The organism is Bacillus sp. JJ1562 (assembly GCF_036962705.1).
Lineage (GTDB): Bacteria > Bacillota > Bacilli > Bacillales > Bacillaceae_L > Ferdinandcohnia.
In genome coordinates, this window is record NZ_JBALOQ010000017.1 from 61,391 (window position 1) to 75,072 (window position 13,682).

At 35.2% G+C, this 13,682-nt stretch carries 17 protein-coding genes and 1 pseudogene; 5 read left to right on the forward strand and 13 right to left on the reverse strand.

Features of this window, described 5'->3' with window-relative positions:
- Positions 1–134 precede the first annotated feature (134 nt).
- A complete protein-coding gene (locus V7097_RS10845; protein WP_335703631.1) occupies positions 135–1,376 on the forward strand; it encodes an MFS transporter in 1,242 nt (413 codons plus the stop codon).
- 63 nt (positions 1,377–1,439) lie between these two features.
- Here the strand turns inward: V7097_RS10845 and V7097_RS10850 are convergent.
- From V7097_RS10850 to V7097_RS10865, 4 genes and pseudogenes are all read right to left on the reverse strand, one after another.
- Positions 1,440–1,995: pseudogene (locus tag V7097_RS10850) on the reverse strand (DUF1697 domain-containing protein).
- A gap of 23 nt (positions 1,996–2,018) precedes the next feature.
- On the reverse strand, positions 2,019–2,696 hold the full coding sequence (locus V7097_RS10855) for a VOC family protein (RefSeq protein WP_335703632.1): 678 nt from the start codon (positions 2,694–2,696) through the stop codon (positions 2,019–2,021).
- A 21-nt stretch (positions 2,697–2,717) separates the two neighbouring features.
- Complete coding sequence (locus V7097_RS10860; protein WP_335703633.1) at positions 2,718–3,005, reverse strand: hypothetical protein; 288 nt, start codon at positions 3,003–3,005, stop codon at positions 2,718–2,720.
- 97 nt (positions 3,006–3,102) lie between these two features.
- A complete protein-coding gene (locus tag V7097_RS10865) occupies positions 3,103–3,282 on the reverse strand; it encodes a hypothetical protein (protein ID WP_335703634.1) in 180 nt (59 codons plus the stop codon).
- A 474-nt stretch (positions 3,283–3,756) separates the two neighbouring features.
- Here V7097_RS10865 and V7097_RS10870 point away from each other — a divergent pair, with 474 nt between their 5' ends.
- Positions 3,757–5,082 (forward strand): alkaline phosphatase, encoded by a 1,326-nt coding sequence (locus tag V7097_RS10870; RefSeq protein WP_335703635.1) that lies wholly within the window; start codon positions 3,757–3,759, stop codon positions 5,080–5,082.
- 176 nt (positions 5,083–5,258) lie between these two features.
- Here the strand turns inward: V7097_RS10870 and V7097_RS10875 are convergent, their stop codons facing one another.
- The 4 genes from V7097_RS10875 to V7097_RS10890 form a co-directional block, all read right to left on the reverse strand.
- The gene (locus tag V7097_RS10875) at positions 5,259–6,131 is read right to left on the reverse strand and encodes a S16 family serine protease (RefSeq protein ID WP_335703636.1); all 873 of its coding nucleotides are present in this window, start codon (positions 6,129–6,131) and stop codon (positions 5,259–5,261) included.
- Between the two features lie 34 nt (positions 6,132–6,165).
- Positions 6,166–6,984, reverse strand: a complete 819-nt coding sequence (locus V7097_RS10880) for an SDR family oxidoreductase (RefSeq protein ID WP_335703637.1) — start codon at positions 6,982–6,984, stop codon at positions 6,166–6,168.
- A gap of 23 nt (positions 6,985–7,007) precedes the next feature.
- Positions 7,008–8,552, reverse strand: a complete 1,545-nt coding sequence (locus V7097_RS10885) for a collagenase (protein WP_335703638.1) — start codon at positions 8,550–8,552, stop codon at positions 7,008–7,010.
- Between the two features lie 156 nt (positions 8,553–8,708).
- Positions 8,709–8,963 carry a hypothetical protein gene (locus tag V7097_RS10890; RefSeq protein WP_335703639.1) on the reverse strand — a complete coding sequence of 85 codons (255 nt, stop codon included), beginning with the start codon at positions 8,961–8,963 and terminating at the stop codon, positions 8,709–8,711.
- Positions 8,964–9,312: 349 nt separating this feature from the next.
- Between V7097_RS10890 and V7097_RS10895 the strand changes: the two genes are divergently transcribed.
- Together V7097_RS10895 and V7097_RS10900 are read left to right on the forward strand one after the other, a co-directional pair.
- On the forward strand, positions 9,313–9,651 hold the full coding sequence (locus V7097_RS10895; RefSeq protein WP_335703640.1) for a hypothetical protein: 339 nt from the start codon (positions 9,313–9,315) through the stop codon (positions 9,649–9,651).
- A gap of 42 nt (positions 9,652–9,693) precedes the next feature.
- A complete protein-coding gene (locus V7097_RS10900) occupies positions 9,694–10,716 on the forward strand; it encodes a hypothetical protein (RefSeq protein WP_335703641.1) in 1,023 nt (340 codons plus the stop codon).
- 53 nt (positions 10,717–10,769) lie between these two features.
- Here the strand turns inward: V7097_RS10900 and V7097_RS10905 are convergent, their stop codons facing one another.
- From V7097_RS10905 to V7097_RS10915, 3 genes are read right to left on the reverse strand one after another with little or no spacing between them, the layout of a single operon-like run.
- Positions 10,770–11,120: a hypothetical protein gene (locus V7097_RS10905; protein ID WP_335703642.1), complete on the reverse strand. Its 351-nt coding sequence runs from the start codon at positions 11,118–11,120 to the stop codon at positions 10,770–10,772.
- 30 nt (positions 11,121–11,150) lie between these two features.
- A complete protein-coding gene (locus V7097_RS10910) occupies positions 11,151–11,318 on the reverse strand; it encodes a hypothetical protein (protein ID WP_335703643.1) in 168 nt (55 codons plus the stop codon).
- A complete protein-coding gene (locus tag V7097_RS10915; protein ID WP_335703644.1) occupies positions 11,315–11,557 on the reverse strand; it encodes a hypothetical protein in 243 nt (80 codons plus the stop codon). The genes V7097_RS10910 and V7097_RS10915 overlap by 4 nt, the downstream gene beginning before the upstream one ends.
- A gap of 181 nt (positions 11,558–11,738) precedes the next feature.
- Between V7097_RS10915 and V7097_RS10920 the strand changes: the two genes are divergently transcribed.
- On the forward strand, positions 11,739–12,707 hold the full coding sequence (locus V7097_RS10920) for a hypothetical protein (protein WP_335703645.1): 969 nt from the start codon (positions 11,739–11,741) through the stop codon (positions 12,705–12,707).
- A gap of 23 nt (positions 12,708–12,730) precedes the next feature.
- On the opposite strand, the gene yiaA is transcribed toward V7097_RS10920, so the two are convergent.
- Positions 12,731–13,195, reverse strand: coding sequence for an inner membrane protein YiaA (gene yiaA, locus V7097_RS10925; RefSeq protein ID WP_335703646.1), 465 nt, complete (start codon positions 13,193–13,195; stop codon positions 12,731–12,733).
- A gap of 127 nt (positions 13,196–13,322) precedes the next feature.
- Positions 13,323–13,631 (reverse strand): hypothetical protein, encoded by a 309-nt coding sequence (locus V7097_RS10930; protein WP_335703647.1) that lies wholly within the window; start codon positions 13,629–13,631, stop codon positions 13,323–13,325.
- Positions 13,632–13,682 lie beyond the last annotated feature (51 nt).

The window sequence follows — 13,682 nt, forward strand, 5'->3', positions numbered from 1 at the left end:
GCCCTCCCTTGAATATTCTCTTTTTTCAATAGTATCAGAAAAATCAATGATTCACTTCATAAACTTCAATTTTACACATGATTAGTTACTAGTTAAAATTAAATAAGAATCATAGATAGAGAGGCGATTTCATTTTGAAGCATATCCACTATAGCTGGATTATTCTTACAGTAACCTTTTTTTCAATCATTATAGCTGGAATTGTTATGGCATCATCAGGGGTTTTCTTAACTCCTTTTGAACGTGAATTTGGCTGGGATCGGCCCGTAATTTCCCTTGCTTTTGGCATTTGTTTATTTTTCTATGGAGTCTCAGGTCCGTTTATCGCTGCCTTACTGGAAAAATTAGGACTAAGGAAAATGATGTTAGCTTCAATGGGAACATTGCTGGTAGGACTCCTATTAACTTTTTTGATGAATCAATCTTGGCAATTGATTATCATTTGGGGAATTATTATTGGATTAGGATCAAGTCTTTTCTTAACTGTATTAAGTCCATATGTGGCTAATCATTGGTTTAAGGAAAAAAGGGGACTTGCAACAGGAATATTAACAGCAAGTACCGCAGTGGGCCAGTTAATATTACTTCCTGTCTTAGCAATGGTTATCGAAATATACTCGTGGCGATGGGCAATTGGATTAATTATTGTTTTGAGTATCATTATGTTCATCATTATTTTTTTATTTATGAAAAACTCACCCAAAGATATTGGAATTCTTCCATATGGTCAAAGGGAAGAGACAGAGGAAATGTATGAAACTCAAAAGAAAAATCCGATAGTCATTGCCTTCGATGGATTATTCGAAGCTTTAAAAGCAAAAGAATTTTGGTTATTAGCAGGCAGTTTTTTTATTTGTGGTTTTTCTACTAGTGGATTGATTGGGACACATTTCATTTCTTACTGTTTTAGCTTTGGAATTCCACTAGTTACTGCTGCTTCCTTACTTTCATTTATGGGCGTTTTTAACATCGTAGGAACAACTCTATCTGGTTGGCTGTCAGATCGTTTCGATAATCGCTGGCTCTTATTTTGGTACTACCTGTTTAGAGGAGCTTCCCTCGTACTTCTTCCATTCGCATTAATGGAGGGTAATATTATTTGGATTATTGTTTTTACTGTATTTTATGGTTTAGATTGGGTGGCAACAGTACCACCAACAATTAATATCTCAAGACAAATCTTTGGTCTTCAGAAGAGTGCTATTATATATGGTTGGATTTTTGCATCACACCAAGCAGGGGCTGCAGTAGCTGCTTATGGTGGAGGTTTAATTTATAAATATTTCGATACTTACAGTTGGGCTTTTTTAATGGCAGGGGTCTTCTGTTTATTCGCAAGCTTATTTGTCATTATTATTAAAAAACAACCTGCCTGAGCACTGAAAGTAATGGGGCTATTGACCTTGATTAGGGAAAGTAGCCCATAAACTTTCTGCAAACTAGCTGTTTCGAGCTTGCATGAGTTCATATATCTTTCTAGCGGTGTTTACGTTTCTTACCGTAACTTGTTTGTAAATCTTTGATCCAATTATTTTTGATTTTCCACTCTTAGTTGCATTTTTCCTGTCAACTGACCAGAGTATTGCTCCGGGGACATATTTAATCGTGTCAATATTTGGTTTTATAACCAAATTTTCAAGTACAGACTCATCATCGATTTCATCCCATAAAAACAGGACATCACTTGTCATTTCTTTGTTATTTTCCCATGTGTCAGGATGTGTCAGGAATTGCGTTAATGATTCCTTCGACATCATCGATACTGCGAACTACTACTTTAATTTGCAATCCGAAATCGTTATGTATCGCCTCTTCCAAAATACCGGAAAGTTCAGTTCTTGATTTGTCTTTGTCTGAAAAAATAATATTACCTGTATTGATGTATGTAACCACATCTTTCATCCCGACTTTTTCAAACGTTTGCTTAAGCAGCTTCATATCAATTTTATTTTTCCCACCAACATTAATACCCCGTAAAAGAGCAATATAGATCATAGCCAGTCTCCTTTCTTCTTTTATTACCCCTTGTATATTTCTACTAGATTATCCTGATTAACCGTAATGCTACCGCCATCAGTTGTTCGAATTTCAATCGGATAGACAGCAGAATCTTTATCAGAGAAGATCCATCTTCTCCCTGGCTGATTAAGAATAATGAATATCCCTTTAGATTTTTCTCCCATGAAATTAAGTGATGCTTGGCTCAATGGTTCATTGTCCCGCTCATGAATACCAATATCGATTAACCTATTTCCTGCACGAATAGCATCGTCTACAGTAAGGCCGATTTCACTAATATTTAACACACTTTCTATAGAGAATGGTTCTGTTCCTTCTTCAGAGGACTTTCTCGAAATGAACTCGACAATATTCCCAGCTGGGTCATAGAAATATAGAGCGTATGCGGAAAAGAAGGAAAAATAGGCCTCATCTTCCCCATCCTCGACATTTAACTGGACTCTCTCTTTTACCCATGTCTTCGCTTCAGTAAACTGGTTGGACGGAATATTAAATGCAAAGTGATAAAAGGGATTACCTATCACGTTTTCCGATGTGAACTCCAGCTCACTTGAACCCACTGCAATACGAAAACTGTTTTTATCTTCTTTAATTAAAGGAAATCCAAAAAGGTCCACATAGAACTTCTTCATTTCATTAATTTGATCTGAATGTAAGATTAGTAATTTTATTTCCATAGATGTGACACTCCTTAACTACTATTGATTCATTACAGCAAATCCTATCCAACCAATTAGGATAAAGTTTGGTGCAATTAGCAAAATGGATAACCATTTCATCTTTTTGGCAAGGGATACTGCAGATCCTACATAAAAAAGCGGAAAAACGAGCCCCCAGATTTCAAATCGTGGTGTAGCTGCTAAATATAGTGACAAGGGTACGATTAGAACTGAAGATATCACGAGCAATAATGGCTTTTTAAAACATACCGCTAAAATCGAAAGAATAAGTGAAGCAATCATAAACGGCCAAAATAGTAGTGCCATCGAAACCTCCAATCTGTACAAATGGAAATTTGTGTTACATGATTAAATTCAACAAAAAGAGTGTTAATCCTGCTGGATTAACACCCCTTGAGACTGTTTATGTTTTTAAAATGAGCAAAATGATGAGGAAAATAATAAGGCCGATCATTAAAATCGTGCCAAGACCTGCGCTGTAGACGACATACACATTCACATGAAGAATCAAATGGACAATCAAGACGACAAGTATCAAAATCAGCAATAGGATTGCAAAATGAGTATTCTTATTCCTATTCAAAGAATCAGCACCTTTATGAAATAGATTAGGAGGGCTTATAATACGTGTATTCGCAAGTTAATTACAATATTACTAAAACACTCTTAATCAAAATTCTCTACAGAGAAATCCACCTCATTTAACCTCTTTATAAATGTGACAGCTTGGTCAATATGGTTAATCCATTTTTAACAAGCCACTTCCACTTTATTAGTAAATATTATTTCGGAATTGTAAATGGATTGTTTAGATGTATCTAGTACCTTAGAATCACCCTCGATTTTTCATTTCAAAATACTTTCTTTCAAAAGTACCTATTTCCTAAAAATTAAGTAGAAGGATTATGCAGAAATATCTATTTCTTTTCTTGGGGATTTGTTTATAACATGAGTTTTGTCTCATTTTTTCCTATTAACCTTTTATTTACTTCCTATTAAAACCATGTCCACACTCCAAATCTATACTAAGCCTATAAATAATTTAGGAGGAATAATCATGAAAAAGAAATCTATTAAAAAGAAACTAATCCCGTTTGCTGTTGTATCTTCACTCGCACTAGGAGCCCTTGTAGGAAACTTTTCAGTTCCAACAGCAGATGCGAAATCAAATGATCAAAGCGGCAATAATAGTAAAGTTAAAAATGTCATTGTAATGGTTCCAGATGGCTACTCTGCTTCCTATGCAACGAACTACAGATGGTATAAAGGTGAGGAAACTGTGTTAGATTCTATGCTTGTTGGGATGCATCGTACCTATTCCTCTAACTCAGAGGTAACAGATTCAGCTGCAGCAGGTACTGCAATGGCAACTGGAATCAAAACAAATAATGGAATGATTAGTACAACACCAGATGGTAAAGAATTAAAAACCATTCTTGAAGCTGCTGAAGAAAATGGAAAATCATCAGGCTTAGTCGCTACTTCAACGATTACACATGCAACACCAGCTGTCTTTGCTTCTCATGTTGCTTCCCGTGCAAATGAAGCAGATATTGCACCACAATTACTTGAAAATGATGTCGATGTTATTCTTGGAGGAGGTAAAAAATACTTCCCGGAATCCTTATTAAATGAGGCAGCAGAGAATGGTTATCAACAAGTTACAAATAAAGAAGAGCTTAAAAATGCTAAAAAAGCAGACAAGCTTATCGGACTATTCGCTGAGGATAGCATGGCACCTGAATTGGATCGCGACGAAACCAATGAACCAAGCCTTGCAGAAATGACAGAATCTGCAATCGATGTTCTTCAAAAGGATAAAGACGGTTTCTTCTTAATGGTTGAAGGTAGCCAGATTGATTGGGCTGGTCATGATAATGATGCTGCATGGGCAATGAAAGATAGTGAAGCATTTGAACTTGCAGTTGAGAAAGCAGTCGAATTCGCAAAGAAGGATGGTAAAACTTTAGTAGTTGTTGCTGGTGACCATGATACAGGCGGTATGTCAGTTGGTGGTTATGGAAAAGGTGACGCAAATCTTGAAGTATTGCGTAATGTTACTGCAACTGGTGATTTCATGGAAAGCAAATTGAACGCTGACCGTAGTAATGTAAAGGAAATTGTTAAGCAATATACAAACCTTGATTTAACAAATGCTGAGGTCGAGAGAATTAAAACTGCTAAATCCCCATCAACAGCTATCAATCAAGTCGTTTCTGAACGTGCAATTGTTGGCTGGTCAAGCACTGGTCACACAGGTACAGATGTTCCTTTATATGCATTCGGACCAGGGTCTCATTTATTCAGCGGATTACATGAAAACACGGATCTACCTGTATTAATGGCCGAAGCTATGAAGATTAAATTCAACCCAGGAAAATAAGGTACCATATGAAAGGAGCTGTTTAATACAGCTCCTTTTTAATTGTTTCATATAAAAAATCAGCACCTTTATGAAATAGATTAGGAAGGTTTGTATTATAACGTTTATTCGCTAGTTTACTACATTAGTCCTAAAACACTTGTAATCAAAATGCTCTAAAGCGAAATCCCTTGTTTTCAGCTATCAGCATTTAACCTCTTTATAAGTGAGACTGCTTGGTCGATATGATTAACGTCAAATATTTCTATTTTTAGGTTCATGGATTGTTTAACCTCCCTAGCCTCTTTAGCATTTCCGCTGGGAACAATTATATAGGGATATGATTCATTCTCAGCAATCCTTATCTTTTCTTCGACCATTCCGATCGGTAATACATTTCCTGTTGCATCTAGTGCACCCTTTATACCAATTGTTTTATTATTTGTTAACTTCCCGTCTGCAATTTTTGCGGATATCGCCACTCCTAACCCGACACTATCACCTGAAATATCATCTCGTTTTAAAAACGGAGCAATACTTGTGGTGTCCCCTGAGAGATAATTCTCTACGTTTTTCCTCATGATTGAAAAATCATCTTCCTTATTCATTAACCAATTCCAAAGCTGGGTATTTTTACTTTTATAGCGACTCTCATTATCAATCTTATGTAAATTAAGGACTTCTTGATTTTCATGTTCAAAACTTTTAAGGATGAGTTCCTCATCTTTTTGATATTCGAAATCAGCGGTTTTAACAACCATTAGCTGAATACCAGAATTATCGACTATTTCAATGGGATCTGCCATCAAGCTTACAAGATAGGTATGGGATTCATAATTTAATAGTTTAAATTCAAAAATCAGAATACATATTAATAGAACAGAGGTGATATGGATAATCCTTAAATTTGAGTTTCGAAAAATGATTAAAACAATAACTAGGAAAATTAATTCTACTAGTAAGACCCCGATTAATAGAAAAGCGTTAATAAAATCAAAATAATATAGAACCCACAAGGTTATGTATAAGAGGAAGACAGCGACTCCGGTATATAGAAATGGTTTTCTCATAGATGGTTCCCTCCTGTGGTTCATGACAGATACCTTATGAATGAGGACGCCAACGTCCAAATCCACCCTCTGTATTTATGATTTGTCCAGTAATCCATGAAGCCTCTTCCGTTAATAACCAGGCAATAAGTCTTGCGGGGTCTTCAGGCTGTCCCATTCTTCCAAATGGAAACATTGGTTTCAGATTTCCCCACAGTTCCTTGGTCATATACCCCGTATCGACTGGGCCCGGGTTGACGGTATTGACGGTTATGTTTTGATCAGCGAGTTGATCTGAAATTGTTAACGTAAGATCTGCAAGCGCTCCCTTGGATGCGACGTACGCAACTTCATCTTGCATTGGCCCTAATCTTTGACCTGAACTCATGAAAATGATTCTGCCTCTGCCTAATTTAGGATCATGTTGTTTCGCAAAATATTGAGCCAGTAAAATAGAAGAACGCGTATTAACTGCCCAGTGTTTATCTAGCATTTCAACTGTAAGTTCTCCAATTGCACCATCACTTCCACTCAGCGCATGATTGCAAACAAGTGCATCTATATGACCACAATGACTGCTGATTTCATCCAACACCCGCTTTGGTTCATTAGGATCTGAAAAGTCTCCGCTGATGTCATATAAAAATGCATCATCTAATAACTCAGCTTTAATGCCTTTTATTACTTCATTTAGATCATCTGCACCCCAGGATTGTTCTTTATCGTGTGCCTGGAAATGATGAATAATCACAGATGCTCCCCATGCTGCCACTTGACGTGCAGTCGCATATCCAATTCCTTGGCGACGGCTAACTCCAGTAATCAATACTTTTCTACCTTTAAGAGGGTATTGGTCTCGAATTAATTCACTCATCATCGTGATCTCCTTTTGTTAGATTAAAATTTCCCTGGATATTTCTCTTCTGCTTGTCTTTTTAATTCGTCTATAATTGTTGGATGAATTGATAATTGCTCACTTTGAAAAATGGATTGGTACGCCTCGACCTCTTTCCCTTGGCTGATTAAATCATGAAATGCTGATATTTCATCCACCCATTTTTGATGAAATTTCACATTTCCAAATAGATCATGTTTGGTTAATTCTAAAGCCTTTTTTGCCATTCCCCTAGATTCCTTAGGGTCGATAATCGTAAGAAGATAGGATAGATATTGAAAAGCAGCTCCATCACTTGGATTTAATTGTACAACTTTACGTCTAGCTTCGAGTGCCTCTGCCCACCTTTTTTGTTCTTCAAGAAATAGAGCAAATTGTTGCCATGCTAAACCTTCATCAGGGTATTTCTTTAAAATTTCGAGATACATTTTCTCTGCTGTTTCAATCCCAGATTCCTGCCAAACAATCCATGCTTTCTCTAATTCTTTATTTACTGAGAATATGGTTTGGTTCAGAGTACTCAAATGTAATCCGGTGATTTTTTCAAATGATTTCTTGAATGAACCAGTTTCTTTTTGATCGATAAGAATACTAGATATTGTTTTCTCACCATGTTCATCCACAATATATTCAATTGCTTTTTTTGCTATGTAATAGATGTCCGAGTTTTCGGATGCATAGTTCCAATCTTCATGTGTATGTAGGTCTTTGAAGGATATTTCAGTATCTAAAATTCCGGGCGTTCTTGGGGCGTCAATGATTTGATAATGAACGTACTCGCTTATTCCTTCGTTAAACCAAATAGGTATTTCATCATAATCCAGTCCAACTTCCATTGAATATAGGTTTAATAGATAATGGGTGTACTCATGTGCAAACGACCCAACCATAATTGATTCATCTTCACTATCCTGATAAATCAATATTTTTTTATTTTTGTTGTCGTATGCCCCCTCAATATTTTCAGGTAAAAACGGCATTAACTCATAATATTCCTTTGAATTACGAAGGACAATAACTTCTAAAGACTCGCTCTTTGTGATTGCATGATCAAAAATTCGTTCTTCCAATCTATTGATTTTTTCCAATGAATCAATAATCTTGTATACTTGTTTTTCTGTTTCAGGATGGTAGTTAAATGTGATGTACTGATGTTTTAAAACCGGGTAGTTTTTTGTCATTTTTGTTTCTGAAATCTCTCTTACCACTGTGATTTGTTGCAATAGCTGCAATTTGTCCCTTACAGACATGTCACCAAATTTATAGTAGAGGATAAAATTATAAAAACATATTCCACATAGCAGTATTATTGTACCTACGAAATAGAAGAGTGTTAACAATATGCTAAATTTACTATGTATAAATAAGAATTTCCCTTTTCCTAAGCCAATCGCTGCAAAAACAACCAATGTAACTAAACCTAATAATCCAACAACTAATAAAATCATTCCTACTAAGTTATTTAAAAAGAGATAAATAACAACTATTAAAAAGGCTGTTAAAACCAGGCTAGATAAAGCAAATAGGATATTTCGAGCTATTCGCATCGAATACCTAGAGAAACTTTATTATATACTCCTTTAAATTAGCATGTTTTTCCAAAATTTACATCTGTTTTTTAACCATCCTGAATAAGATACTCTAAAATTCAAAAAAGTGATGTCCATGGACATCGTACTCTCACTTTGTTATTGTTTTTAGCTTTAGTCTCCTAGGTCATCCCCTCCACCATTACTGCCCCCGTTATTAAATCCGTCGATATTCCCATCTTTATTATCATCATCGAAAAAATCATTTATGGTATCTATTAAGCCTTTATTCTGTTTTTCACTTTCAAACTGATGGGTGTTTATAAAATTCTCAATTGTGAATACTTGAATTGCTTGTTGTTTATACCTCAATACAAAGTAAAGAATTAATATTATGATAATGAGAATAAGCAGTACAATGAATATCAAATTGACACCCCCTTACTTGTCCTTTTTCAAAAGATATGAAACCCTGCTGTAATTAATTACATATTTTAACAAGTTGAGTTTTACAAATACAAATTCTTAACAAATGTATTTTTCAATCGGTATAAAAAGCTTCAATCCTCCCCACCACTCATTTGTTTCAGCTTTTAAATGATCAAGTTTTTAGCAGTATGTTTATTAGCCATTTTAAATAATTACTTGAGAAACTTATATTTATACACTTTTGCGAAGAATTGCTTATTGTATTAACGAAGCAGGTGAATGTAAAAAGAACAGGAAAAAGTAACTTCTCAATTGATTTTCCGTCTAATAACCAAAGGGGGATATTTTTATGTTCAAGAAAATACTTTTTTTAGCTATTTCACTACTGCTAGCTTTGGTTGCACTGGGTGGATGTAGTTCTTCATCAAATGGCTCATATGCAGGAATTTTATCGGTGAATGAAAAAAAGTATATCTGGCAAGGAGAAATTAAGAATAATGAATTTACCCTTAGCGAAAAGATTGGTGAAGTACAAAGCAAGGTGAAAGCAGAGGTCAATCCTAGAGAGAACCTTTCATCTAACTTTCTTGAAGTAGGTGAAGAGATATACTTTTCAAACGAAGATAGTAGGGTCCTTATTGTAAAACGAGAAGATGGAAGTTTAGAAAGAATGACAGAGGAAGACTAGAACGAAAATGAATAAGGTCGCGTCATTGGAGGAGATATTATTATGAAAAAAATGATTGCTGGATTATTTTTGTTACTACTATTTTCAGGTTGTTCAAATAAAAATGTTAACAGCCCACCTTCTAATAATGAGGAACAAATTGAAAAACAAAACATGGAAATTGCAAGATTAAAAGAAGAAAATGAACTACCAGAGGAATCAGCTGCAGAAATATTAAGAAATCTAGCAAATCAAAATTTCACAATTAAAGGAAGTCAAATTAGTGTTGATGATCGAGAAACCATCGTAATATTTGGAAAAGCCTTTGTAAATTTATATACCGGAGCTATTGCAGAACAAAAAGCAGTATCATTTAAAAATTACATCTCTAACGAGAATCTACTTAATTTTACAAATAAAATGTTAGAGCTAGAACAAAGACAGAAACTAAAGGGGGGAATAGGTGTAATTTTCGGTTTAGAAAATGAATTTAATGAAGCAGAGTTCAAGAAACTTGATGGAAATCTCTATTACGTAAGTTTACCTTTTTCGAACCAAGGCTCTGTAATGAACTTCAAGATGTTAGTTCAATCTGAAAACAAGGCATTAAAAATTGTTGATTTGTACTTTGGCAACAAAGATGGTGTAGATACTATTGTAACAGGACATCCCGCTGATAGAAAACTTCATGATCCAAAACTATGGGATGACCAAGTATGGGTTGATGGTGTTTTTAAAAAGCTTGAAATAGTAGAGCAGGAAATTTCAAAAGTGAGTATTTCGAAATCTAGTGGGTTCGGAAAGGTGAATTCAAATTTTCTTGCTGTGTTTGAGGATAAGGAAACTCTTGAAATAATCAAAGATGTCATCGCAAATACTGTTAAAGAGCCCGGAATTGTGAACATGGCTGAACCTGAGTTTGATCTAGAAATCAATTATACTGATGGAAAGAAACAAGGCTATTATCTATGGTTGGGGAAGAAAGATCAAAATAGCACCTTTATGAAAATTGATGATACCCACACTATCTATTCAATCCCTAAAGAATATTCCAAGCAACTACTTGATTTGGTTGGAAAGTATTGACTAAATGAACAAACCCAAAGAATGTTTACATCATTCTTTGGGTTTTATTTTGTCTACAGCTTCTCTTCCATTTTCTTGTCTTTTATTTTTAATATCCACTTTGTGATGAAATGAGTAAGTAGCACCATTAATGTATTAAGTCCTATTATGACAATTGAGAACAGTATATAAGCAACTAATAGCCACCCAACCGCTTCAGCTTGCTGCCCTCCTTGGTTTGCTACATAAAACACATAACTTACAACGAAAATAATCTGTGCTCCAGATGCCAGAAAACTATTAATCACGAAAAACTTATCTACTTTCTGACTCTTTCTTGTAGCCCTTATTTGTAATGGTATCCCTACAACTGCAGGACTCAAGACCACCATGTAAAATAAAAATCCCTCTATTAATTCTCCCATGATTTACCTCCAAGTAACGTCCCTATATAATTACGATTTCTTCTTCTCTTCCTTTACTGCTAGTATATGAGTTTCTGTCCCCCATTTTTTTCGGATGTTTTTTCGAGCTTCCGCAGGTGTTCTCGCATTGACTGACTCAACTTGTGCTTTCCCGTCTGCCTCTATTTCGACAAGAAAGCATTTAGCTCCACATCTCATGAGTACCTCTCCTTCCATCTCTGCTTAAAAATTGGGGGTATCGTTAATACGAGTAATAAAACCCCAACAACTAAATATTTTCCCTTTCCCTCATAGGAAATCATTAGGATCAGTTCCCAGTAATTTCTTGGACCAGAATCAGCGCCTTCACTTAACGGATAATCAAAGATATAAGGTAAGATCCCAAAAATTGATATTAAAAGTCCTATCACTAGGAATAAGTTTAAAATTTTTCTCATAAAACACCTCGATAAGATTCATTCCATTTTGATCCAATTTTAACATAACTCTTCCATTCTCTATGATTTAATTTCAAATGGTCGCCAATTCAGGCCAAAAGAACCATGGTGCTTTAGTCCCTTTTTATCATTCATATAGTTTCATATATTTAGAAGAAAAGGATATTTAGGGGAGTTGTTAATGAAAGAACTAAGTTGGCCGAAGTTTTTTGCCTTCGTGGCATTTATTTTTATCATTTATATAAATTATGATAATGTGCTTGAGCATAAGGCATTTCTGGAGGAAGCAGAGCAAAATCAGGTCGAGGAGAGGATTTGGAGAAAATTCGTAGTGAACGATTTGTTGGTTGGCCCAAGGTTTTCCGTCCAAATCGGAACGTTGCCTGAAAGCAGTATTCCCACAAAACATAATGATTCGATGGTTATAATCAGTCAGGATTTATTTGAACAGGTGGACGTTGGAGATACGATTCCTGGCTATGAAGTTGACGGAAAATTTTACACGGAGACATTGTTGAAAGAGGAAGTTAAATGGTTTTATATTTTGTTAACCTTCTTTAGTCTGTATCCTATCGGCTATATTTTGTATTGGCTCTTCAAAATTAAAGTCATATGGGAATTGTTTGTTAATATCTCAAGACGTTTATACCTAGATAAAATTGCAAGTTTTGTTATTCCTTTCTTAATTTTTGGTAGCCTGATTGGAGCACTCCTTCTTTTTCTCTCGACCGAAACAAAGTCAGCATTTGAAAATGGACATGAAAAATATTTCGGAGGTAATCATGCAGAAACAACTGCCTTCATCATGGAACACGGGTTTGATGGAGGAACTTCAACGTACAGCGAAAATGAGTACTATATCTCAATGATGTATAAAACCGAAAATCAGGACACCATTTTTATCGTAAAGGGCGTGACTAGGCATACGTATAACAAATATAAGGAGAAAATGCCGATCGTCTATAATATTGATAATCCCTATGAAGTCTATATTAAAGAAATGGATTTTGCAGACTATATTGATATCCTTATGACAAATACCGTGTTTCTAACGTCCATAGCCATTTTACTACTCATTTTATTGGGCTGGGTCCCATTCCTTTTATGGAAGCGGAAAAAACGCAAATTACAAAAGGACCATCCATTTTAAACTTGGATGATCCTTTTTTTCTCTTAATCTCTTTCTCTTGCTTTTTGCGTATCGCGAATGTTTTTTTGAACGGTAATGGCTGCAAAAACACTAAGAACAAATGCCATTCCGTAAAATCCTTTTTCACTTAACACAATACTTCCTGCATTGTATAAACCAATAGCCATCAATGAAATGGACACTATCAAAGCAACCCAGCTAATCCCAAAATAAATACTTGTTACTGGAATTCCCTCTTCTTTATCCCTTACTGCTTTTTGTAATGACACCGATGAATAGAGACCAAAGATTAAAATAGCAAAATAATATCCTTTTTCATTTAGTTCCATTGCTGCGTTAAATAAGCCGATAAGATAAGCGGAAACACCAACTAACAGCGCTGCCCATGAAGCCCCTTTGAAGGCAGCAGTCGGTTCCCCTTCCTTCCGTTCTATCTTCAATTTCGGCTTTTCTTTTTTTTCTTTATCCACAAAAACCTCATTCTCCATTAAATTGTCCCCTCCATTTTTTTAACTAAAAAAGGAAGCACCTCAGATCCCTGTTGTGCATAAATCCATTATACAAAAATCCTTTACAAAAAATGACCCTTTTTTCATTCATTTCCATCTAGATTTTCTAGGAGTCCAAATATCTTTTTAGCTCCCTAAAGCCTACAATTATTACAGTAGAAATGAATCCTAAGATAATGAAAAGTCGAAATATGAAATGATCAATGACAATAAGAGCAAGTACCATCGTTAAAACTACAATACCAGCAATTGCCCCAAATTTCGTATGGCGAATCGCATCATCCGTAAACTCCGGTTCTTCTTTATACATCCATCTTTGCCCTAATAACATACTTTCCTCTGGATTAAAATAGGTCCAAATCAGAGCAGCATATACAGGAATCATAAAAATAAAATAGATAAAGGCGTCAACCAAAGCAATCCCCCCTTAAGATGGAATGACCTTTTCTAATATATACGTGTAAAC

Bases quoted from the DNA above. Each gene is read 5' to 3' on its own strand.
- V7097_RS10855 (WP_335703632.1), bottom strand. From the start codon at position 2,696: ATGGAAATAAAATTACTAATCTTACATTCAGATCAAATTAATGAAATG.
- V7097_RS10900 (WP_335703641.1), top strand. From the start codon at position 9,694: ATGAAAAAAATGATTGCTGGATTATTTTTGTTACTACTATTTTCAGGT.
- V7097_RS10905 (WP_335703642.1), bottom strand. From the start codon at position 11,120: ATGGGAGAATTAATAGAGGGATTTTTATTTTACATGGTGGTCTTGAGT.
- V7097_RS10920 (WP_335703645.1), top strand. From the start codon at position 11,739: ATGAAAGAACTAAGTTGGCCGAAGTTTTTTGCCTTCGTGGCATTTATT.
- V7097_RS10860 (WP_335703633.1), bottom strand. From the start codon at position 3,005: ATGGCACTACTATTTTGGCCGTTTATGATTGCTTCACTTATTCTTTCG.
- V7097_RS10915 (WP_335703644.1), bottom strand. From the start codon at position 11,557: ATGAGAAAAATTTTAAACTTATTCCTAGTGATAGGACTTTTAATATCA.
- V7097_RS10870 (WP_335703635.1), top strand. From the start codon at position 3,757: ATGAAAAAGAAATCTATTAAAAAGAAACTAATCCCGTTTGCTGTTGTA.
- V7097_RS10910 (WP_335703643.1), bottom strand. From the start codon at position 11,318: ATGAGATGTGGAGCTAAATGCTTTCTTGTCGAAATAGAGGCAGACGGG.
- yiaA (WP_335703646.1), bottom strand. From the start codon at position 13,195: ATGGAGAATGAGGTTTTTGTGGATAAAGAAAAAAAAGAAAAGCCGAAA.
- V7097_RS10875 (WP_335703636.1), bottom strand. From the start codon at position 6,131: ATGAGAAAACCATTTCTATATACCGGAGTCGCTGTCTTCCTCTTATAC.
- V7097_RS10885 (WP_335703638.1), bottom strand. From the start codon at position 8,552: ATGCGAATAGCTCGAAATATCCTATTTGCTTTATCTAGCCTGGTTTTA.
- V7097_RS10880 (WP_335703637.1), bottom strand. From the start codon at position 6,984: ATGAGTGAATTAATTCGAGACCAATACCCTCTTAAAGGTAGAAAAGTA.
- V7097_RS10895 (WP_335703640.1), top strand. From the start codon at position 9,313: ATGTTCAAGAAAATACTTTTTTTAGCTATTTCACTACTGCTAGCTTTG.